Raw genomic sequence first — 21,837 nt, 5'->3', positions numbered from 1 at the left:
ACCACCGGCCACCGGCCGTTACGGGCCCCGCGCGCCCCTCGGTCCCCGCCCGGCCGCGCGGGGCGGGGGTCGAGCTTCCGGATCACTCCGCAACGAATTACAGAGAAACCTCTGCAGAGAACTCTCTGCATCTCTACGCTGACGTCCATGACCCACGACGACGTGCCGCACGACGCCCGGCCGGACGCGCCCGAGGCTCCCGCACCGCGCCCCGTTCGCCGGATGGACGCCCGCAGTCTGCGCGGCCTGGCCCACCCGCTGCGGATGCGCATCCTGGAACTGCTGACCCTCGACGGCCCGGACACCGCCACCGGCCTCTCCCGCCGGCTCGGCGAGAACACCGGCACCGTCAGCTGGCACCTGCGCCACCTCGCCGACCACGCCTTCATCGAGGAGGAGACCGGGCGCGGCACCAGGCGCGAGCGCTGGTGGCGCGCGGCGGCGGCCTCCCGGCAGCTCAACACCACCGATTTCCGCGACGATCCGGACGCCCGCGGCCCGCTCTCGGTCTACGTCCACGAGATCGTCCAGCAGCACTTCCAGCAGGTCGTCCGCTACCTCGCCGAGGACTGGGAGCCGCAGTGGCGGGACGCCGGCGCCATCGTGCAGTGGCACGACCTCGCCCTGACGCCCGAGCAACTCACCGCGCTCAACGGTGAGTTGGAGGGCGTGGTCAACCGCTATCGGGCGGTCGCGGCAGCGGCGTCCGCAGCGGACTCCGGGGCCCCTGCGGCGGCTCCGGATGCCGCGCGGGCCGCCCGTCCCGTCATCGTCCAGCTCCAGTCCTTCCCCCGGACGTCGCGTGCGGACCGCGCGGCGGGGCCGGACGCCGTCGCGGAGGCGGAAGCCGCCGCCCCCGCCGAGAGCGGGCCGGCCGGGCGGGCCGGCCGCGAGGACGGCACCGGGCGGGCCGGCCGGTGAGCGGGCTGCTCCGGCGCCACCGCGACTTCCGGTTGCTGTGGTGCGGTGAGACCGCCGGCAAGTTCGGCGCCGCGGTCACCGGCGTGGCGATGCCGCTGACCGCCGTCGCCACCCTGCACGCCGACACCTTCGCGGTCGGGCTGCTCAGCGCCTGCGGCTGGCTGCCCTGGCTGCTGATCGGGCTGCCGGTCGGGGTCTGGGTGGACCGGACCCGCCGCCGGCCCCTGATGCTGGGCGCCGCCGCGCTGTCGATGGCGGTGTTCACCGCCGTCCCCGTCCTCGCCTGGTGCGGCGGGCTGAGCCTCGGCCTGCTGATCGGCGCGGCCCTGCTGAACGGTGCCGCCGCGGTCGTCTTCCAGACCTCCTACAGTGCCTACCTCCCCGGCCTGCTGGCCCCCGCCGACCAGCCCGAGGGCAACGCCAAGCTGCACGGCAGCGCCTCGGCGGCCCAGCTCGTCGGCCAGGGCACCGGCGGTCTGCTGATCCAACTCGCCGGTGCCGTCAACGGGTTGCTCGCCAACGCCGCCACCTTCCTGGTCTCCGTGCTCTGCCTGCTCGGCATCCGGCACCGCGAACCGCGCCCGGACAGCGCCGGCGAGCGCCCCGCCCGCTCGCTGCGCGCCGAGGTCGCCGAGGGGCTGCGCCTGGTGGCCGGGGACGTCTGGCTCCGCACCCTGACGCTCTTCGGCGCCGCCTCCAACCTCGCGCTGATGGGGTACCAGTCGATCCTGCCGGTCTTCCTGGTCCGCGAGGCCGGGCTGGCGCCGGGCACGGTCGGCGCCCTGCTGGCGGTGGCCGGCACCGGCGGTATCGCGGGTGCCTTCGCTGCCCGCCGCGCGGCCGCCCGGATCGGCACCGCCCGTGCCGGCCTGCTCTTCGAACTCGTCCTGCCGCTCACGGCGTTGCTCATCCCGCTCGCCACCGCCGGGCCCGGCGCCGCCCTGTTCGTCGTCGGCAGCTTCGGGGTCAGCGCCGGTGTGGTCGGCGGCAACGTCCTCAAGGCGGGCTTCCAGCAGGCGTACTGCCCGCCCGCGCTGCTCGGCCGGGTGACCGCCAGCGCCGCGTTCCTCAACTACGGCACGCTGCCGCTGGGCGCGCTGCTCGGCGGCGGGCTCGGCGCCGCGCTGGGCGTCCGCACGGCCATGTGGATCACCACCGCCGGCGTTCCGCTGGCCGCCCTGATCCTCCTGGCCTCACCGCTCCGCACGGCCCGCGACCTGCCGACCCGCCAACCGGAACGGGAGGCCGCCCAGTCCGCCGACGGTCTGCTCGCACCGTCCTGAGCCGATCTCTCGGAGGCAGGTCAACCGGTGGGGGAGGTAAGGGTTTTGGGGGCATCCGCCCGTGGGGTCCGCTACCGGTCGTCCCACAGGCCGTCCCGTCGCGGGCCCTGCGGCGGTCCGGTCGCCCCGCCCGCCAGGACCGTCTCGCCGGTGGCCGCGGCCGCGTCCGCCAGCACCACCGCGCCGCCCCCGGGGTCGAAGCGGTAGCCGGCCCCCCACACCTCCTCCAGCAGCCGCGGGGCGGTCGGATCCGGGCTGAGCGCCGCGCCCAGCCGGTCCAGGCGCGCCGCCACCGCCGACAGGTCGCCGAAGTCCCGCCCCCAGACCCGCTTGAGCAGCTGCTCCCGGGAGAACACCCGCCCGGGGTGCCGCATCAGGAACACCAGCAGCGCGAACTCGTCGCCGGTCAGGGCGAGTTCGCGGCCGGCGCAGTGGGCTCTGCCGGTTCCGGGGTCGACGGTCAGGTCTCCGGCCCGGAGGATGTTCGGGGGCGCGTGGGCCGGTGCCGCGCTCCCGGTCTGCTGTAGTGCCGCGGCCACCCGTGTCGCCAGTCCCCGCGTCCCGGCGGCCCCGGCCCGTCCGCCCGCTGCCGCCGTCCGCGCACCCACCGCCCCGGTGTCCTCGGTCAACGGCACCAGGGGGACCGGTGGGCCGTATCCGCTCCGCCGCAGCCGGCGGCGCAGCGCCAGGCCGTCGATGCCCGGCAGCGCGGGATCGAGGACGACGGCGTGCGGCCGGAAGTCCGCGGCGCGTTCGAGGGCGGTGAAGGCGTCGGTGGCGGAGGCGGTGGCATGGCCGGCGCGGGTCAGCGCGTCGGCGGCGGCAGCGGCGACGGCCGGGTCGTCCGCGACGACCAGGACGCGGTGCGACGGCCCGGGCGGGGGAGGGGGCGATGCGGCGCGGCGCACGGCTCAGCCCGCCCTTCGCGGGGGCCGCGTCCGCGCGTGCCGCGCCCGGCCCCACCGGCTGCGGGGACGCGCCGTCGGGAGAGTCCTCATACCTCCAGCGAACACCCGGCGGCGCGCCCTCGCGCGCCGAACCGGGAGCCGCCCCCGGGCGGGCCCTCCCACCAGGGCCCTGGCCTCAGGACTCCAACTGCTCCCGCACCCGCCGCGACACCGTGAACGCGTAGAGGTCCAGCACCCCGGGCGGCTCCGCGATCCCCGGCCCGCCGGCCTGTATCCAGGCGGCGATGTCCGCCAGCGCGTCGTCGTCGTTGACCAGCCCCAGCCACACCGGCCGCCCGCCCGCGGCCCGGCCGGCCGGCGAGGGCTGCACCACGATCACGTTCGCCTGGTCGCAGACGTCCAGGCAGTCCGAGGCGCGGACCGGCGCCGCGTCCCCCAGCGCCGCCCGCAGCCGGGGTATCTGCCCGGCGTGGTCGATCCCCGGGAGCTTCGCCGCGTCCCCGCAGCAGCAGCCACGGCAGACCGTGACCCGGCACTGCTGTGCGGTGGTCCCCGCCCGTCCGGCACGCTTTTCGATCATTCGTTCATGCTACGTGGCCGTGCCACCGTGCCCGTGTGCTCCCGGCCACTCGTCCCGCCGTCCCCGCCACGCCTGTTGCGCACACCGCAGCGCGGGCGCCACATTTTCCGGACCGTTCGTGGAGAGGTATCGGAGCATGTCCTTGATCAACCCCAGTCCCGTCCGGGCCGCGGTCCCCGGCCCCGCCGGCCTGCCCGTGATCGGCTCCCTGCTCGATCTGCGCCGCGACTCCCTCGGCGCGTTCCTCAGAGCCCGGCGCGAACACGGCGACCTGGTCCGGCTGGAGGCCGGTCCGCCCGGCCTCCGCAGCGTCTTCTACGCCGTGTTCGCGCCCGAGGGCGTCCAGCAGGTCCTCGCCACCCAGGCCGCCAACTTCCGCAAGGAGCACCCGCTCTACGAGGAGGTCCGCCAGTCGTTCGGCAACGGGCTGCTCACCAGCCAGGACACCGACTACCTCCGGCAACGCCGGCTGGTGCAGCCGCTGTTCACCAGGCGCCGGGTCGACGGCTACGCCACCGCCATCAGCGCCGAGGCCGACGCGGTCACCACCCGCTGGCGGACGGTCCAGGACGGCGTGGTCGACCTGGTCCCCGAGATGAACCGGCTCGCCCTGCGCACCGTCGCCCGCATCCTCTTCGGCCTCGACGTGGAGGCCGCGGTCGCCGCCATCCACCGCTGCGCCCCCGTCATCAACGACTACGTCGTCCGCCGCGCCTACGCCCCCCTGAAGGTCCCCCGCGACTGGCCCACCCCCGGGAACCTCCGCGCCCACCGGGTCACCGACGAGCTCAACGCGCTGTGCGACCGGATCATCGCCGAACGCCGCGCGGCCCCCGGCGCGGGCCCGGCCGGCGCCCCGGACCACCAGGACCTGCTCTCCCTGCTCGTCGCCGCCGGCAACGAGGAGGACGGCGCCCTCGACGCCACCGAGATCCGCGAACAGGTCCTGATCTTCCTGCTGGCCGGCCACGAGACCACCGCCACCTCCATGGCCTTCACCCTCCACCTGCTCGCCCGCCACCCGCACGAGCAGACCCGGATCCGCGCCGAGCTGGCCAGTGTCCTGGGCGACCGCGCCCCCACCGCCGCCGACCTGGACCGGCTGCCGCGGCTCACCCAGGCACTCAAGGAGTCCATGCGGCTCTTCCCGCCGGCCCCCGTGGTCAGCCGGCGGGCCGTGGAGGCCACCGAGGTGGCCGGCTTCGCGCTCCCGGCCGGCGCCGATGTCGTCGTCGCCCCCTGGGTCACCCACCGCCACCCGGATCTCTGGGAGGACCCCGAGCGGTTCGACCCGGACCGCTTCGCGCCGGTGCGCGAGGCGGAGCGGCACCGCTACGCCTGGTTCCCGTTCGGCGGCGGCCCGCGCGCCTGCATCGGCCAGCACTTCTCGATGCTGGAGTCCGTGCTGGCCCTGGCGACCCTGCTGCGCTCCCACGAACTGACCGCCGTCGACCAGCGCGTGCCGGTCGCCGCCGGCATCACCCTCCAGGCGACCGGCCCCGCCCGGGTGCGCCTGCGGGCCCTCTAGAGCCGTGCTCGCCGTGGCGCCCGCCGACCCCCGCTGACGGGCGACCGCTTCCCGGCGTCCCGCGGCCGGTCCGTCCCCAACGGGCCGGCCGCGGCGCCCCGTTCGGCTCAGAAGTGCCGCACCAGCTCGCCGAACGCCCCCAGTCGCAGCACCTTCTCGTCGCCCGGGTCCAGTTCCCCGTGCTCCAGCACCCAGGTGTGGTCGTGCGGGATGAACACCGCGTTCAGCCCCGCCGAACGGGCCGGCAGGATGTCCGACTTCGGCGAGTTCCCGATCATCCAGGTCCGCTCCGGCGCCAGTCCGTAGGCCCGCGTCAGCTCCTCGTAGGTGGCCACGTTCTTCTCCGGCACGATGTGCACCCCTCGGAAGTGCCCGGTCAGGCCCGACGCGGTCACCTTCCGCGTCTGCTCCTCCTGATCGCCCTTGGTCAGCAGCAGCAGTTCATGGCGGTGCGCCAGCTCCGCCAGCGTCTGCGCCACCCCCGGGATCAGCTCCACCTGGTTCCCCTCGAACGCCGCCGTCCACCCGGCGATCCGCGCCCGCTCCGCCGCGGTGGCCGTCCGCCCCCGCAGCCGCTCCAGGCACTGCCCGAGGCTGTGCAGGAACACCTTGCTGCCGTACCCCAGCGTCATGGCGTTGGCCGCCTCGATCTCGTCCAGTACGGTCCGCACCCCGTCCCGGTCCAGCCCCGGCCGCGCCATCCACGCCGTGAACTCCTCGATGACCCGCTCGAAGATCACGTTGTTCTCCCACAGCGTGTCGTCCGCGTCGAAGATCAGCACCGGTCCGTCGCCCCTCTCGCCGTCCATGGCCTCTTGCGTCCATGGGCCGGGGGAACCCTACGCAGGGGCCGGCGCACCCGCATCGGAAATTCCGCGCGTCCGGTACGCGACCACGGGCGGAACCGCCGCACGGCACGGCGGTCGGCGAAGTCGGGCCCGGCACCGCCGATTTCGACTTCGTCATGAGTGATTGACGCAAAGGTCAAATTCAACCGCGGTGGCGTAAAACCCGCTGAACCGGAATCGCGGATACCGCTATTTCCTTCCGCTCGGAACGTTTAGTCGAGTGCCTTACGGATTCTTGCGGAGGGGGCGACGCGGACAGCGAAGGAAATCAGCCATCCATGATCCTTTTCTCTTGACTCACGCAATGCACGCATCCCTATCCTCACTCGCATCACAACGGGGGCGGTCACACTCCTGGGTGGAATGCGAGTCCCCCGACTCGGCAGAGGATGGATCGTGCTACTTGACTGGCTCATGGAGGCGCGAAGCGACCGCGGTGTCCGCTTCCTTGCGGACAACGGCGAGTGGCGCCTCCGCTCCTACAAGGAACTCTCCCTCGACGTGCGCCGCACCGCGTGCGCACTACGGGCCGCGGGCGGCCGGCCCCAGGACGTGGCGGTGATCGTCACCGGGGACCCGGAGGAATTCATCACGGCGTTCAACGGCGCGCTCGCCGCGGGGATGGTGCCGTCCCCCCTCGCGCCCCCGACGGCCTTCCGCAGCGCCGCTCACTACGAGCGGCACCTGTCCGCGGTGATGGGCCTGGCCCGGCCCGCGCTCGTGTGCGGAAACCGCACCGTGGAGGCCCCGTTGATGCAGGCGGTCGAAGGCTCCGGCGGGTCCGCCGTGTTTGTCGACGTCACCTGCCGGACGCGGCCGGACGGCGCGGCGGAGCAGGCGGCGGACGGGCCGGACGCGCTGCCGGTCCGGCGCGCCCCGGAGGACCTCGCGCTGCTCCAGTTCACCTCGGGTGCCTCGGGGGCGCCGAAGGCCGTCCGGGTCTCCTGGGCGAACCTGGCGGCCAACATCGCCGCCATCCGGAGCCGGCTGTGCTGGTCGGAGCGGGACGTGTTCGCCAGCTGGCTGCCCCTCCACCGCGATATGGGACTGATCGGCGGCATGCTCGCCCCGGTCGTCTCGGGCACCGATCTCTGGCTTATGACGCCCCGTCAGTTCGTCCGGAGTCCGCGCCAGTGGCTCGCCTGCTTCGGGGTGCACGGCGCCACGCTGACGGCCGCCCCGAGCTCCGGCTACGCCCATGCGGTGCGCACGGTGCGGCCCGCGGAACTGGCGGGCATGGACTTCTCCCGCTGGCGGGCGGCCGTCGTCGGCGCCGAGCGCATCGACCCGGCGGTCCTCGCCGGCTTCCAGCGTCTGGTGGGCCCGCACGGCCTCCCCGAAGGGGCGTTGATCGGCGCCTACGGCCTGGCGGAGAACACCCTGGTGGCCACCGGGGCGTCGCCCGGCGGCGGCTCCCGCCTGGTCCGGGTCGAGAACACCCTGCTCTCGACGGGCGACCCGGTCGCCGTCGCCGAGTGCGCGGTGCTGGGCCGGGACGGCACCGAGGGCGGCGGCTGGCTGGTGAGCTGCGGGCGGCCGGTCGACGGCACCCGCCTGAGCATCGTCGACGGCGACGGACGGGAGCTCCCGCCCGGCACCTTCGGTGAGATCCGGCTGTCCGGGGATTCCCTGGCCCGGGGTTACCTGGCCGAGGACGGCACGGCGGCGTTCGGTCCCGAAGGGCTGCGGACCGGCGACGCCGGCTTCGAGCTGGCCGGCGAGGTCTATGTCGCCGGCCGGATCGCCGAGGCCCTGAACGTCCGCGGGGCGCTGGTGCCCGCCGAGGAGGTGGAGGCGGAACTGGCCGCGCTGGACCGGTCGCAGGCCCACGGCGTCACGGTGGCGTTCGGCACCGCCGCCGGGGCCGGCCTCGCGGCGGTCTTCGTGGAGGGCGAACTGCCCGAGTGCTGGCCGCGGAACGCGGCGCAGCGGGTCGGCGCCCTCACCTCGTCCTCGGTCGACGTCGTGGTGCTCCAGGGCGGACGCGGCTCCATCGTCCGCACCTCCAACGGGACGCCCCGGCGGCGCCTGATGTGGGAGCAGCTGAGGGCGCCGCGGGCGGCGGCGCGCTGGCGCCTGGTGCACGGCAGCCTGCCGCTCCCGCTGCACCCGGCGCCGGGCCACCGCTGCGCGCCGAACTGCCCCTCCGCTGAATGCGGTTGTCAAGAGGCGAAGGGCGTTTGTCCCGCCGGCGGGACACTCCACCCGCGGTCGGCGGCCGCCGCCGCGCCCGCCAATGGGACGGAAAATCCGGTCGCCCCGCGCAAAGACAAGATGCCCGCGTTTCCTATGCTCCCCGGTATTTTTCGGTATTCTCAGTGACTTTCCTTGCGGCAATTCAGGCGGGCGTATAAAGATCTGCGCAGTCAGTTGACAGGGAGGGAACGGAAAATGAGTCAGGCAGTCGAGCCGGACCTCGACGGTTCCACAAACGTCCTGTTGGCCCCCGTCCGCGGGACCGATGAGCGCCGAAAACTTCCGAAGACGATGTTCGTCAAGCGACCGGCGGTCTTCACGGTGAAATTCGTTTTCGCCGTCGCGATCGTCGCCGTCGCCTGGGTCGCCGTGGCTCTCCGGCCGACCTGGTGGGTCATCGCCTTATCGGTGATCGTCAATGGGCTGATGTACGCCCATCTCGTGGAACTCCAACACGAAACCCTGCACGAGCACGCCTACAACAAACGCGGTATGAACCGCTTCATCGGGTTCCTCGCCGGTGCGCCGATGCTGAGTTCGTACTGGCACTACAAGCACGACCACCTGCGCCACCACGCCTACCTCGGCACCCCGCAGAACCAGGAGTTCTTCAACTACCGGTTCGACGGCCTCGGCAGCATCCCCGGCTTCGTCCGCGGCGCGTACCACCTGGGCCGGTACCTGGACGTCGTCAAGGACACCGCCCGCTCGCTGATCGGGCGCACCAACCCGATGATCACCAAGACCGTGGCGGCCAAGAAGATCCGCACCGAGTACCAGCTCTTCGCCGTGCTGATCGCCGCCGCGATCGCCTACTCGGTGGTGGCCCAGAACGCCTATCTGGTCTGGGTCTGGGTGCTCCCCACCCTCCTGGTCGCCGAGCCGACGCACTTCCTGATCGAGATGCCGGAGCACTACGGCCTCAACACCCAGACCGACCCCGACGTCCTGTCCAACACCCGCACCATCGAGGCGGGTTGGTTCGCGAAGTGGTTCACCAACGGCAACGACGTCCACACCGCGCACCACTTCCACCAGGGCGTCCCCATGGTCCATGTGCGCGAGCTGCACGGCGTGATCGAGAACCGCGTGCAGACGGTGGAGCCGTCCTACTGGGCCTTCTACCGGGACGTCTTCACCGGCCGCATCACCTACCAGGACAGTTCCGAGAACTGCATGACCCGGTGACCGCAGGACTACGCGAAATGGAGAACCCCCACATGTCCGTCCAGAGCGACACGTCCCCCGCGCTGGAACAGCTCAAGTTCCTCTCCCCGGCCGAGGTCCGGCACGTCGCGGAGACGTTCGGAACCCCCGCCTTCGTCTACGACGAGGAACGCATACGCGCGGGAGTGGCCCAGCTCCAGCAACTCCCCAGCGCCTACGGGCACACCATCCGCTACTCCCTCAAGGCCTCGCCCAGCGCCGCGGTCATCCGGATCTTCGACAGCGTGGGCGTGGAGTTCGACGCCAGCTCCGTCTGGGAGGTGATCCGGGCGGTGCGGGCCGGGGTGGCCCCGGAGAAGATCCTGATGACCGCCCAGGAGGCGGACTTCGGCTCCACCGAGCTCCCGGAACTGATCCGCCAGGGCCTGAAGTTCGACGCCGGCTCGCTCCAGCAGCTCGCCGAGTACGGCCAGGCGTTCCCCGGCACCGAGGTGTCGGTGCGCATCAACCCGGGCTTCGGCTCGGGCCTGGTGCGCCGGCTGACCTCGGGCGGCCCCGACTCCAGCTTCGGCATCTGGCACGAGCAGGTGGCCGAGGTGAAGGCGCTGGCCGAGCGGTACTCCCTCACCGTGGTCCGGCTCCACGTCCACATCGGCTCCGGCCACCACGCCGACGTCCTGCTGCCCGCCGCGCGCCGGCTGCTGGAGATCGCCAAGGACTTCGGTGACGTCCACGCCGTCGACCTCGGCGGCGGCTACCGCCTCACCGTGATGGCCGACGACCCGGAGTACGACCACTCCGAGTGGGCCGAGGAACTCGCCTCCGACCTGCGGCTGTTCCAGGAGGAGACGGGCCGCGAGCTGCACATGGAGATGGAGCCCGGCACCTTCCTCGTCGCGAACGCCGGCGCCATCGTGGCCAAGGTCATCGACGTGGTGTCCACCGGTGACGAGGGGCGCCGGTTCGTGAAGATCAACGCCGGGCTGACCGAGATCCTCCGGCCCTCCTACTACGGTTCGCCGCACCCCGTGGTGGCCGTGACCCGCAAGGGCGAGCTGCCCCCCGAGGGCCCGCTCACCTGCGTGGCCGGCCACTGCTGCATCGCCGGCGACATGCTGACGACGCGTCCCGGATCCGTCGAGGAGCTCAGCCCGGTCCGGCTGGGCGAGGTGACGCCCGGCGACTACCTCGTCATCGAGCGGTCCGGCGGCTACTGCGCCAGCATGTCCATGAAGAACTTCAACTCCTACCCGGAGGCGCCCGAGGTGCTGCGCCGCACCGACGGCACGTTCACGCTCATCCGGTCCCGGCAGACCATCGACCAGCTGACGGCGAACGAGCTGATCCCCGACGACCTCCGCGAGGCGTCCGCGTGACGATCACGGTCGAGCAGCCGGGCGCCGCAGCCCGGCTGACACCGACCTTCGACGGGGGAGCCCTGGCCGCGGAGCTGGACGGGGTCAGGCAGCACGCCTGGCAGCGCCAGCGGATCTACGGCGGCCAGATCGGCCGCGCCTCCCAGGTCGACTGGACCTGTCTGGCGCTGCGCAGCCCGGGCGGGGACGGTGCGCGCACCGACCCCGGCGGGCCCGGCCCGGAGGACTTCGCCGACACCCCGTGGTCGGCGCGGACCCCTCGGGCCCGGGAGGTGCTGCGGAGCATCCCCGCACCGCTGCGTGCCGTGCGCTACATGGCCCTCGGGCCGGGGACCCGCAGCCACCGGCACTTCGACATGAAGTACGGCCCGGCATGGGGCGTGGCCCGACTGCACGTCCCCCTCACCACCAACCCCGGCGCGGTCCTCCACCTCGACGGGGAGGAACACCGCTGGCAGCCGGGCGCGTTCTGGTTCGGCGACTTCAGCCGCGACCACCTGGTGGCCAACGAGGGCACCGAGCCCCGCGTCCACCTGGTGATCGACTGCCTGGTGGCACCGGAGCTGGCGGAGCTCTTCCCCGGCGCCTGGCGGGACTTCCTGCTGGGCGGCGGGGCCGTGCTCAACCGCCCGGCCACGCCGCTGCCCGGCACGCCGGGGGAGTGGGAGTGCTCCTTCGAGGTCCCGGAGACCTTCACGGACTGGGAGGAGCCGGACGGGGCGTTCCTCGACCCGGCGGTGCCGCGGCGCAGGGCCGCGGTCCAGGAGAAGGACGGCCAGCTGCTCCTGACCTATGAGGGAGCCGCGCCGATCCGGCTGATCCACATCGAGGACGGGGAGTTCCGCTACGCGGGCTGGTCCGAGGAGCGGACGGTGCAACTGCGCCGCGGTGGCGGTGGGGTTGTGCTGCGCAGCAGGGTTGGCAGTACGGTGCGCTGCCTGGCCCTGCCCGAGAACCACGACCCGAGGTAAGGATGAACCCCTTCTCCACGGCTACCGGGGGCATAGCCCCCGGTAGCTGGGACCGGCTGGTCGGTCCCCATCTGTACGCGTCCGCCGACTGGCTCTCCTTCTGCCACGGGGACGACCCCGGGCGCGTCGGCGCGGTGCACATCGGAAGCCCGGACCGTCCCCGGGCCGCGGTCCCAGTGACGGCCGTACGCACCATGGGCAACGCGTTCTACCAGTGGCACGAGACGCTGGGCGGGCTCGGGCTGCCGAGCCCCGGCCCCAAGGGCCTGATGGCAGGTCAACACCGCGGCTACCACACCGAGTTGCTCCATGAGCCGGGCATGACCCACGACGAGGCCGCCGCCGGGCTCTTACCCGAGCTGCGCCGGCTGGCCGCCGATCCGCTGACCCGGGAGCTCACCGGGACCCCGGAGCCCGACCCGGTGCCGTGCCTGGCGATGTTCGTGGACGGCCGCACCGTCGCGGCCTTCCGCCGGGCCGGGGTGACGGCGCCCGCGGTGCTGCTCCAGCTGGAGGCCTGGATCCCCGTCCCCGAAGGCGGTTGGGACGGCTATCTGCGGAGCCTGGGCCACAAGCGGGCCGCCACGGTGCGCCGGGACCGCCGCCGGTTCGAGGCCGCCGGCCACCGGGTGGAGCGCCTGACCCTGGAGGAGTGCTGCGAGGAGGCCGGCCATCTGCTGGCCTGCACCGAGCACCGCTACGGGCACCCGGCCGACGCCAAGGTGCTCGCGCAGTCCTTCGAGGAGCAGGCGCGCGCGATGCGCGGGCGCACCGAGGTCTTCCTGGCCCGCACCGCCGACGGCCGACCGCTCGGCTTCTGCCTCTACTACGTGTGGGGCGACACGCTCTACCTGCGGGCCGCCGGCTTCGACTACGAGGCCGTGACCGGCGCCACCGAGTACTTCAACCTCGTCTACTACCTCCCGCTGGAGGTCGCCTGCGAACGCGGCGTACGCCGCGTCCACGCCGGCATCGAGGCCGCCGAGGCCAAGGCCCTCAGGGGCGGGCGGATGCGCGGCCTGTGGCTGCTGGACCTCAGTGAGCACAGCGTCCTTGAGGGCATGGACGAGAAGGTGGCGGCGCGGAACGCCGACACCCTGCGCACGCTCATGGGCAGCTCCAACGCGGTGGCGAGCGCTCTCGACGACCCCGCCCTGGCGGAGCTGCTGTGAGCCGAGGTCCCGGCCGCGTCCTGGCCGGACGCTTCCTCCAGTTCTGGCTGATCCAGCTCAGTGCCCAGGTCGGCGCCAAGGTCGCCCTGCTGTTCCTGCCGCTGCTGGCGATCCGCGGCTACGGCGTCAGCCCGGCGGTGCTCGGCTTCCTCAACGCCCTCCAGTACTTCCCGGTGCTGGCGGTCGCGCTGCTCTTCGGCGCCGCCTTCGACCGCTGGAACCGCCGCACCTGCTTCGTCGCCGCCTACCTGGGCAACAGCGCGGCCCTGCTGCTGGTGCCGCTCTACGGCGACGGCCGGCACCGGGTCCTGCTCCTGGTCGGGGTCTGCACCGCCATGGGCTGCCTGGTGGCCTTCGCGGACATGTGCGCGCAGACCGTGCCCCCGGACCTGGTGCCCGCCGATCAACTCGTCGCGGCCAACGGGCGGTTGGAGTTCGTCTACTCCCTGTGCCTGGTCGGGGCGCCGGGCGCCGCCGGTCTGCTCTACGACCGGTTCGGTTCCGGGCCGGGGCTGACGGTGGTCAGCGCGCTGTGCTGCGCGGCCGGCGTGCTGAGCCTGGGACTGCGGCTCAGCCGCCGCGCGGGCCCGGAGCCCGGGGCGCGCCCGCGGGTCTGGGCCGCCACGGTCTCCGGTATGCGCTTTCTGCTGCGCCACCCGGTCCTGCGGGTGACGACCGTCCAGGCCGGCCTCTTCAACTTCCTGGAGCAGGCGGTGATGACGGTCTACCTGCTGCTCGCCGTCCGCCTCTGGGGGCTCTCGCCCGGCTCGGTCGGCATGACGATCACGGTGGGCGGGGCCGGCACGGTCCTGGGGGCCGTGGTCGCCGCCGGCCGGGGCGGCCGGATGTCCGCGGTGCGGGCGCTGGTGCTCGGCATGGGGCTGGCCTCGCTCACGCCCATGCTGCTGGTCTTCGCCGGGGGGTCCCGCCCGATCCTGATCACGATGGCGAGCGCCACGTTCATGATCTACGGCTTCGGTCTGACGCTGTACAACGTGCACGCGGTGTCGCTGCGCCAGATGCTCACCCCGCCCGAGCGGTTGGGCAGCGTCTCGGCGGCCTACCGCTTCCTGGCGTTCGGACCGATCGGGCTGGGGGCCTTGCTCGGCGGCTGGGCGGGCGGTTTCCTGGGGCTGCGGGCATCCCTGACCGTCTTCGTCGCGCTGCTCGCCGTCGCCTTCGCCGTGTTCGCCGTCAGTGCGTTGCGGCTGCGCGCCACGATCGCGGCGGTGTTGCCGAAGGGGCGCGGAACCGGGCCGGACGGCGCCGCGAACGACTCGGCGGAACCCGTCCGGACCTCTCCCGCCAACCCCTCGTGAGGTGATCCATGCACTCCCGCACCGAGCGCACGCCCGAGGCCGTCCGCAGACCCGCGGTGATCGTGATGAGCGATCTGGTCGTGCTCGCACGGCAGTCCCGGCTGATCGAGGAGATCGTCGCCCGCGATCTGGTGCCCCTGGTCCTGGTCGGACCGGACACCCCCATGGACCGGCTGCGCGCCCATATGGCCGATCCCACACACCCGTTGTCGGTGCTCAGCGAGCTGGTCCAGGTCCCCGACCCCGCGGTGGACACGGTGCTCTGCGCGGTGCAGGACTGGGTGCGGGAGTACGAGGTCAAGGCGTCGGTCTGCTGCGGCGAGGTCTTCGTGGACCCGGCCGGCGCCCTCAACGACCTGTTGCGCCTGCCCGGCCCCGGCGGCTGGGCGTCCCGCGTCTGCCGGGACAAGATCATGCAGCGGACGGCGCTGGACGCGTTCAGCCCGCGCTGGCGCGCCGTCGCCCCGGCCGAGCGCTCCCGGGCCGAACCGCCCGGCTACCCGGCCGTCGTCAAACCGGCCGGCCGGATGTACAGCTCCGGTGTGCGTCGGGTCGACGACGCCGGGCAACTGCGGGCCGCGCTCCAGGAGTACGGCCCCGAGGAGTTCGTCCTCCTCGAAGAGCTGGTGGAGGGACCGGAGTTCTCCGTCGAGGCGCTGGTCTACGACGGTGCGGTGCTGTGGTCGGGCATCACCGCCAAGCGCACCAACGAGGACGGCGGGCACTTCTTCACCGAACTGGGCCACACCTGCCCGGCCCCCGGCCTCACCGCCGCCGAGGAGTCGGCCCTGACCCGGGCGAACGCGGGGGTGCTGGCGGCGGTCGGGCTGCGGCACGGGATCACGCACGCCGAGTTCCGGCTGTCCGGCGGCAGGGCCGTGCTGATGGAGGTCGCCGCGCGGCTCCCGGGCGACGCGATCACCATGCTGTGGCACCTGGCGACCGGGGCTCCGCTGGAACCGGCCATCGTCGACCTGGCGTTGGGCGCCAAGCCCGACTACCCGGAGCCGGTCCGCCGCGCCGCCCAGCGCTATCTCGACCACGAGAGCGGCACGTTGAGCGAGGTGCGCACCGCACCGGGAGGCCCTGACGTCTCCTGGATCCCGTGCGACGGCCGGTGGCCCGCCACCGAGGCCACCGGCGCCGATGCGCCGGCCCGGCACACGGCGGTACTGGTGACCCGCGCGGTGGGGGAACTCCTGGGCGAGCAGGTGGACTCCGTGGCCCGCGCCGTGTCCGTCGTCGGCGACGCGCCGCTGACCGCCGACATCGACGCGCCGGGCCGGCAGTGGGCCTCCTCGGTGCGGGTCACCACCCGTCCGCCCACCGCGGCGGCCGGCGACCGCTGACCCGATCCCGGCGACGCCCGCCCGCCGGCCACCGCGGGCCACCGCACGAGGCGGCCGGCCCCGGCCGCCGGGCTGACGGCGCAGTCGGCGGCTCGCCGACTGCCGGGGCGCGTAGCGGGGTTGCTCACGACCGTCCGGGAGGGGATCGTCCCCGGCCGGACGGTCGCCGGCCGGTTTGCATCCGCCACCCGTTCCGCCACCCGTTCCGCGTCCCGTTCCCTCGCCCCGCCGTGTCCGATCGCCGTGATCGAGACCGTCCGATGGCCGGTCCCGTTCGTTGACGTCGATTGATCTGGACCGTGCCCCGAAGGCAATGTCAGACTGCCTCCAAAGCGGAGAGTTCTCGTCCGTCACTCGGAGCACAGCGGGTCACGGACCTTGCCCAGTCGATCGACGCGCGAAGCGAAAGAAGCACAGGTGTCGAAGTGCAGGTGGGTGGCGCAGGCACTTCGGCACCGTCGTGCCCGACGGGGCGTGGACCAGGGACGCGGATCCGCCACGAGCGCGACGTCCGGATGTCTCCGGGCCTGTCGCTGTTCGCGGTGAGCGTCCGCGCGGCGGCAGCAGGCACTGGTCCCACGCGTTGAACCAGGGCGCCGGTGCGCGCACAGGCAGCCCTGCGCCCCTGTCCGGGGCCTTCCCCGGACAAGCCCGTCGCCCTCAAATGCACAACGGCCGTTCAGATCTCGTGTCCAGCAGTCAATCCGTCCTTGACCAGGGAAGTGATGTGCATGGTGAACACCGCCGGCGTGACCGACCTCCGCAGGGCTCCCACGCCTCCCCTGAACGCTCAGGCACTCACCCGCCGCACCGGCCTCCTCCTTCCGCCCGACTTCTCCCTGACGGACTGGAAGCGGTTCGGCCGGCACCTGTTCCTGATATCGGACTCCTCCAGCTGGTGGCTCGGAGACTGGCTGCTCTACGGGCAGGACATGTACCCCGACCGGTACCGCCAGGCGATCCTGGAGACCGGACTCGACTACAAGACCCTGCGGAACTACGCCTGGGTCGCCCGGAGATTCCCGGTCACCGAGCGGCATACCAAACTCAGCTTCCAGCACCACGCGGAGGTCGCCTCGCTCGAACCCGCCGAACGCGGGAGGTGGTTGGAGCGCGCCGCCCGGGAGGACTGGTCCCGCAACGCGCTGCGCCAGCACATGCGCCAGGCGCTGTCCGGTCCGGACGGGGAGCGGAAGCAGGAGGTCCGCCTCCAGGTGCGCGTCAGCAGTGAGCAGGAGTCCAAATGGGCCACCGCCGCGGAGCGCGCCGGCCGTGATCTGGCCGAGTGGATCGTCCACTGCCTGGACCAGGCAGCGGATCTCAAGCCCGCGCCGGGAAGCTGACGCGGGCCGGTATCCGATCACGTCGCCGCGCCCGGCGGCCGGGAGGCGCCCACCGGCGCATCGGCCCGGCGCGCGCTGCACCGCCCTCCGTGCCATGCGGTCCCCCCTCTCGCTCACCAGCGGTCGTCCCCTTCAGGAATCCCGACGGACCTGCTCCGCGGGCACCGGGCGCACCGGCTGCCCACCGCCGGATCCGCGGTTGCGCGGACGCCGGTTGAGCAGCGCGACGCCCGCGAGGGTCACCACCCCGCCCAGCAGCTCGACGGGCCGGGGCTCCTCGCCGAGCCATACGAACGCCACGGCCAGCGCGGTCACGGGCACCAGGTACAGCGCCGCGGTGGCGGCGGTGACGGTCAGCCGGGCGACGGCGTACCCCCACACCACGAATCCGGCGGCCGACGGCAGGAGGCCGAGGTAGACCGCGGCGAGGGTGCTCCCGGTCGGGGCGTCCAGCACGGCCCGCACGGTGGTGGGGACGAACGGGAGCAGCAGCGCGGTTCCCGCCCAGGTGGCGTGGGCCGCGACTTCGAGCCCGCTGTAGCGGCTCAGCAGGGGCTTGATGGCGAAGTGGTAGACGCCCTGGGCCACGGCGGCCGCGAGGACCACCCAGGCCGCCGTGGTGTAGCCGGTCTCGCCGCCCGTCACGGCGATGACGGCCGTTCCGGAGAGGGCGACCAGCGAACCGAGGATCTTCGCCGGGCTCAGCCGCTCCCCCAGGAACGAGGCGGCCAGCAAAGCGCTGATCACCGGGACCACGGCGACGATCAGGGCGGCGGTGCCCGCCGGGACGTGGACCTCCCCCCAGTTGAGCAGCAGTTGGTAGGCGCTCATGCCGGCGGCGCCGACGACGAGGATGCGAGGGAGGTCCCGTCGGGCCGGCCGGCGGACCTTCGCCAGCGGCATCACGGCCGCGAGCGCGACCGCGGCCACCGCGAGGCGCAGCAGGGACAGCTGCGCCGGCCCGTAGCCGTGCAGTGCCACCCGGATCGCGGGGAACGCCGAAGCCCACAGCGTCACGGTCAGGGCCAGTGCGAGGAAGGTCTTGTCGAGCTTCACCGTACCGACTCTGCCCCGTAGGATTGATTAGGTCCAGTTACTCTTTCTTCCGTGTTCCAGTAGGTGAGCTTCTTGTTGGACGTACGTCGGCTGCGCTTGCTGGCCGAGTTCGCCGCGCAGGGCACGGTGGCCGCCACCGCGGACGCGCTGCGCCTGACGGGCTCGGCCGTCTCCCAGCAACTGGCGGCCCTGGAGAAGGAAGTCGGGGTGCAGCTGCTGCTCAAGCGCGGCCGCACGCTGCACCTCACCCCCGCGGGGCGGCGCCTGATAGACCACGCGCATGTGGTCCTGGGTAATCTCGCCGCGGCGGAGTCCGACCTCGCGGCGCTGCGCCGGGGGGAGCGCGGGAGCGTGCGCATCGCGGCGTTCCCCTCCGTCGCCCGCACCCTGATTCCCCGTCTCTGGCCCGACCCGCAGACGGAGCCCGCCGCGCACGCCCCGTCCCTCCACCTCGTCGAGCACGAACCGCACGCCGCCGAGACCGCGCTCCAGAAGCGCGAGGTCGACGTCGCCGTCACCCACGCCTACAGCCTGCTGCCCCGTCCGCTGCCTCCCGGGTGCGAGCAGCGGGCCCTGTTCGACGAGCCCGTCCACCTCGTCCTCCACCCGGCCGACGCCGCCCTCCACGGCCTGTCCGCGGGGGCCCCCGCGGACCTCAGCCGCTTCGCCGACGCCCACTGGCTGCTGCCCGGCCCCGACACGGCCTGCCACGAGATGACCCGGCGCGCATGCGGAGCGGCCGGGTTCGTGCCCCGACCGGTGGCGGTGGCGAACGACTTCACCGTGCTGGCGGCCCTCGCCGCCCGCCGTGCGGGCGTCACGCTCATTCCCCGGCTGGCGCTGCCGGAGGCCTCGCCGGACCTCAGCGTCCACACCCTGCGGACCCCGGTCCACCGCAGCGTCCAGGCCCTTTACCACGCGGGCACGGGCCAACACCCCGGCATCCGCGACGTCCTGGACCGCCTGACGGGCGCGGCGGGCCTGGCGGCAGCCGGCCCCGAGCACGGCGCCTGAGAGCGGGAGCGAGGCGCGCGGCCTGTGAACGGGCCCGGCCGGACCGGCGCTTCGTCACGTCCCGGTGGGCCGCTCGTCAACTGCCGCTCATCGCAAGGGAGTTGCTCAGGTTTTGCCATCGCAGGTAAGGGCAACCTTGCATAACGTAAAGAACAACTCAAGGAAGGTAGCGGGTAGTTGCACGCTACCTGGATTCCCTGATTCAGTGATCATTGTGGCCGGCCGCACGGCTGGGCCCAGACGGATCGCGCACTTCATCAGCTGTCACAAGCGGGGGAAGGCTGCTGTGGGAATGCCTGGAGACTTAGCGCCTGGGGACTTAGCGCAGAGCCCCGTCCGGGACTCTGCGCCGTCAAGGCGACTCCGATGCCGGCGCACGTCGGAACGACGTTTTTGCCACGCTCGGGGGGAACGACCGGCCCGCCATGCGGAAGCGGCTCATTCGCTCCCTGTGGCACCGCCGTCCTGGTGGACTTGGATTCCCGCGCAAAGCGGGAGTTCCTCCTGCCGTGCCGGAGTGATGCGCTCTGAGGACCGTGCCGCGGACGCACGCTCCGCCGGCACGGATGCCGCGACGCCCTCAGGGGTGGAGGAAGCGGTGTAAGTACTTCCTCGTCCACATCAGTTTTTCTCTTGATTCCCGGCACGACGCGAACAATTCGGCGTGCCGACCGCTCCTTGCCGCCGTGCGGCAAAATCCCTGCCATTGCCCCGGCAGAATCAGGCTGTATCTTGTCTCCCGCTAGCGACGCTGACGCCAAGGCAGATCTTCGAAATCTGCCGCATGGTTCTCACCTCTGTTCTGCGCATATGCAATGCACACCCCGTGACATCGATGCGTATCAACAAGAAGAAGGAGTGCCAATGAACGAGCATCGCACGCCGCTTTTCCCGGAGCCGGAGCACCACACGATCATGGACTGCACGGTTCGTGACGGCGCCTACTCGGTCAATTTCCACTTCGACCTCAAGACCGTCGAGACCATACTCAGCAGCGTGAGTTCCGCAGGTCTGGAGTGGATTGAGGTCGGCCATGGCCTGGGGCTCAAGGGCCATCTGATCGCCGAATCGAACATCTCCGACCTGGAGTGGTGCGACATCGCCAACCGCCTGCTGCCCGCGGACTGCCGCTGGGGCATGTTCGCGCAGGCGAATCTGGCCGCCGTATCGGATCTGGAGCCGATGGCGGACGCCGGGATGAAATTCGCCCGTATCGGCGCCGACATCACCTCGTACGAGCAGGTCTACGACTTCGTCGCCCGCGGCAAGGAACTCGGCCTGACGGTCTTCGTCAACCTGATGAAGTCCCATGTGTGCGAGATCGACGAATCCATAGAGATCGCCACCCGGATAGAGAACTCCTGCGACCTGGACGGCCTGTACTTCGTCGACTCGGTCGGGCAGTTCCTCCCGGACCGCACGGCCCGCCTCTACAGCGCGGCGGCGCGTCAGCTCAAGACGCCCCTGGGCTTCCACGGACACAACAACCTGGGCCTGGCCAACGCGAACTCCCTGGCCGCGGCGGACAACGGCGCCTCGATCGTGGACTGCACGCTGGCGGGACTGGGCAGGGACGCCGGCAACGCCGTCCTGGAGCAGATGGCCGCCGCCCTGGAGCTGCAGGAAGGCAAGCGCGTCTACCACACGGACGCGCTCGCCCACACCAGCGAGTACTGCGTCTCGCGCCTCGAAACGATCAGGACGGACCGTGAACTCCAGGTTCTCGGCGCGCTGTACGGACTCCACTCCAAGTACTTCCCCGCCATCGCCGACGCGTCCGAGACGTACGCGATCAGCCGGACCGAGTTGATGAACGCGGTGAAGCCGGAGGCGTACCGGCGGGATCTGTCACGCAAGGACATCGAGGCCATCGCGAAGTCTTTCCCGGAATCGGAGTAACAACGTGAACCTGAAGGTCTACCCCCAGGTATTCGAGCGGCAGCCCGACCTCATCATCGAAGACGGCGAGGGATACCAGGCGTCCGTCCGGGCATTGGCGAGCGAGCTGAAGGAGCCGCTGCCGATCGATCTGGCACAGCTCATCGCGCTGGAGAAGCTGTCGCCGCTGGTCGAGAAGTTCCACGAACTCCGCGCCGCCGGCCGGGAGAGCATAGCGATCGGTCAGGTCTCGCTGTCGGATTCCCTGCTGTTCACCTCCATACCTCAGATCTGGGGTGTGGGACTCAATTTCGCCGCGCACGCCAACGATCTGGAAGCCGAACAACCGCCGTTCCCGGGCTCGTACTCGCGCCCGTACAGCTGCGTGATCCCCAACGGCGGCGCCATCAAGATTCCCACACAGTCCTCTCGCGTCACCGCCGAAGGGGAGCTGGGAATCGTGCTGGGCAAGGCGGCGAAGAACGTGTCGGCGGACGAGGCGTTCGACTACATCCTCGGGTTCACCACCGTCATCGACATGACGGCCGAGGACGCCCTGCGGAAGAACCTCCGGTACATCGCCTGGTGCAAGGGCTTTGACGCCTTCTGCAGCGTCGGACCGTCCCTCGTGCTGCGGGACCAGGAAAAGCACGGCGACCTCGGCGACATCAGCATCTCCACGTACCGGAACGACGAGCTGATCTCGCGGAACACCGTCAGTGCCATGAAGTTCAATCCGGCACAGATTCTCGAGTACTTCTCGGCCGGCCGTACGCTCCCGGCCGGCACGGTGATCTCCACCGGCACCCCGGGAGCCACGGTGATTTCCCCCGGCGACACCGTTCGCGCGGAAGTCTCCGGTATCGGCGTACTGGAACACCCCGTCGAAGCCGCGTAGCCGTCGTACTCACGAGAAGGGATTGGACAC

General features: G+C 72.1%; 18 protein-coding genes. 14 read left to right on the top strand and 4 right to left on the bottom strand.

Going from position 1 to position 21,837, the window contains the following annotated elements; all coding sequences use genetic code 11:
• Positions 1-147: 147 nt before the first annotated feature.
• Both ACIQE0_RS26305 and ACIQE0_RS26300 read left to right on the top strand, forming a co-directional pair.
• On the top strand, positions 148-921 hold the full coding sequence (locus tag ACIQE0_RS26305) for a helix-turn-helix domain-containing protein (protein ID WP_402336647.1): 774 nt from the start codon (positions 148-150) through the stop codon (positions 919-921).
• Positions 918-2,204 (top strand): MFS transporter, encoded by a 1,287-nt coding sequence (locus tag ACIQE0_RS26300; RefSeq protein ID WP_402336645.1) that lies wholly within the window; start codon positions 918-920, stop codon positions 2,202-2,204. Before ACIQE0_RS26305 ends, ACIQE0_RS26300 begins: the two co-directional genes overlap by 4 nt.
• A 71-nt stretch (positions 2,205-2,275) precedes the next feature.
• Here the strand turns inward: ACIQE0_RS26300 and ACIQE0_RS26295 are convergent, their stop codons facing one another.
• On the bottom strand, positions 2,276-3,112 hold the full coding sequence (locus ACIQE0_RS26295; protein WP_402336643.1) for a winged-helix domain-containing protein: 837 nt from the start codon (positions 3,110-3,112) through the stop codon (positions 2,276-2,278).
• 175 nt (positions 3,113-3,287) lie between these two features.
• Positions 3,288-3,692 (bottom strand): (2Fe-2S) ferredoxin domain-containing protein, encoded by a 405-nt coding sequence (locus tag ACIQE0_RS26290; RefSeq protein WP_366330865.1) that lies wholly within the window; start codon positions 3,690-3,692, stop codon positions 3,288-3,290.
• Between the two features lie 136 nt (positions 3,693-3,828).
• Between ACIQE0_RS26290 and ACIQE0_RS26285 the strand changes: the two genes are divergently transcribed.
• A complete protein-coding gene (locus ACIQE0_RS26285; RefSeq protein WP_402336640.1) occupies positions 3,829-5,220 on the top strand; it encodes a cytochrome P450 in 1,392 nt (463 codons plus the stop codon).
• Between the two features lie 107 nt (positions 5,221-5,327).
• Here ACIQE0_RS26285 and ACIQE0_RS26280 read toward each other — a convergent pair whose 3' ends face one another.
• Entirely contained in the window at positions 5,328-6,029 is a 702-nt protein-coding gene (locus ACIQE0_RS26280; protein WP_402336637.1) for an HAD family hydrolase, read from the bottom strand.
• 435 nt (positions 6,030-6,464) lie between these two features.
• Between ACIQE0_RS26280 and ACIQE0_RS26275 the strand changes: the two genes are divergently transcribed.
• The 8 genes from ACIQE0_RS26275 (at position 6,465) to ACIQE0_RS26240 (ending at position 16,961) form a co-directional block, all read left to right on the top strand.
• Positions 6,465-8,390: an AMP-binding protein gene (locus tag ACIQE0_RS26275; RefSeq protein ID WP_402336634.1), complete on the top strand. Its 1,926-nt coding sequence runs from the start codon at positions 6,465-6,467 to the stop codon at positions 8,388-8,390.
• A 69-nt stretch (positions 8,391-8,459) separates the two neighbouring features.
• The gene (locus tag ACIQE0_RS26270) at positions 8,460-9,452 is read left to right on the top strand and encodes a fatty acid desaturase (RefSeq protein ID WP_366330869.1); all 993 of its coding nucleotides are present in this window, start codon (positions 8,460-8,462) and stop codon (positions 9,450-9,452) included.
• 32 nt (positions 9,453-9,484) lie between these two features.
• Positions 9,485-10,807: a diaminopimelate decarboxylase gene (locus tag ACIQE0_RS26265; RefSeq protein ID WP_402336630.1), complete on the top strand. Its 1,323-nt coding sequence runs from the start codon at positions 9,485-9,487 to the stop codon at positions 10,805-10,807.
• Positions 10,804-11,778, top strand: a complete 975-nt coding sequence (locus tag ACIQE0_RS26260; RefSeq protein ID WP_402336628.1) for an aspartyl/asparaginyl beta-hydroxylase domain-containing protein — start codon at positions 10,804-10,806, stop codon at positions 11,776-11,778. Before ACIQE0_RS26265 ends, ACIQE0_RS26260 begins: the two co-directional genes overlap by 4 nt.
• A gap of 2 nt (positions 11,779-11,780) precedes the next feature.
• On the top strand, positions 11,781-12,950 hold the full coding sequence (locus ACIQE0_RS26255) for a GNAT family N-acetyltransferase (RefSeq protein ID WP_402336625.1): 1,170 nt from the start codon (positions 11,781-11,783) through the stop codon (positions 12,948-12,950).
• Complete coding sequence (locus tag ACIQE0_RS26250; RefSeq protein ID WP_402336622.1) at positions 12,947-14,269, top strand: MFS transporter; 1,323 nt, start codon at positions 12,947-12,949, stop codon at positions 14,267-14,269. Before ACIQE0_RS26255 ends, ACIQE0_RS26250 begins: the two co-directional genes overlap by 4 nt.
• Before the next feature lie 8 nt (positions 14,270-14,277).
• The gene (locus tag ACIQE0_RS26245) at positions 14,278-15,618 is read left to right on the top strand and encodes an ATP-grasp domain-containing protein (protein ID WP_366330874.1); all 1,341 of its coding nucleotides are present in this window, start codon (positions 14,278-14,280) and stop codon (positions 15,616-15,618) included.
• Positions 15,619-16,349: 731 nt separating this feature from the next.
• The gene (locus ACIQE0_RS26240) at positions 16,350-16,961 is read left to right on the top strand and encodes an LmbU family transcriptional regulator (RefSeq protein WP_366330875.1); all 612 of its coding nucleotides are present in this window, start codon (positions 16,350-16,352) and stop codon (positions 16,959-16,961) included.
• A gap of 132 nt (positions 16,962-17,093) precedes the next feature.
• Here ACIQE0_RS26240 and ACIQE0_RS26235 read toward each other — a convergent pair whose 3' ends face one another.
• Positions 17,094-18,017: a DMT family transporter gene (locus tag ACIQE0_RS26235; protein WP_402336619.1), complete on the bottom strand. Its 924-nt coding sequence runs from the start codon at positions 18,015-18,017 to the stop codon at positions 17,094-17,096.
• Positions 18,018-18,089: 72 nt separating this feature from the next.
• Between ACIQE0_RS26235 and ACIQE0_RS26230 the strand changes: the two genes are divergently transcribed.
• The 3 genes from ACIQE0_RS26230 to ACIQE0_RS26220 all read left to right on the top strand — a co-directional run bounded on the left by ACIQE0_RS26230 (position 18,090) and on the right by ACIQE0_RS26220 (position 21,807).
• Complete coding sequence (locus tag ACIQE0_RS26230; protein WP_402336616.1) at positions 18,090-19,031, top strand: LysR family transcriptional regulator; 942 nt, start codon at positions 18,090-18,092, stop codon at positions 19,029-19,031.
• An 864-nt stretch (positions 19,032-19,895) separates the two neighbouring features.
• Positions 19,896-20,930: a hypothetical protein gene (locus ACIQE0_RS26225; RefSeq protein WP_366330878.1), complete on the top strand. Its 1,035-nt coding sequence runs from the start codon at positions 19,896-19,898 to the stop codon at positions 20,928-20,930.
• 4 nt (positions 20,931-20,934) lie between these two features.
• A complete protein-coding gene (locus ACIQE0_RS26220) occupies positions 20,935-21,807 on the top strand; it encodes a fumarylacetoacetate hydrolase family protein (RefSeq protein ID WP_402336612.1) in 873 nt (290 codons plus the stop codon).
• Positions 21,808-21,837 lie beyond the last annotated feature (30 nt).

Origin of the sequence: Streptomyces sp. NPDC093097 (assembly GCF_044754325.1) — a bacterium.
Lineage (GTDB): Bacteria > Actinomycetota > Actinomycetes > Streptomycetales > Streptomycetaceae > Streptomyces.
This window is presented reverse-complemented; position numbering and strand designations above follow the sequence as displayed.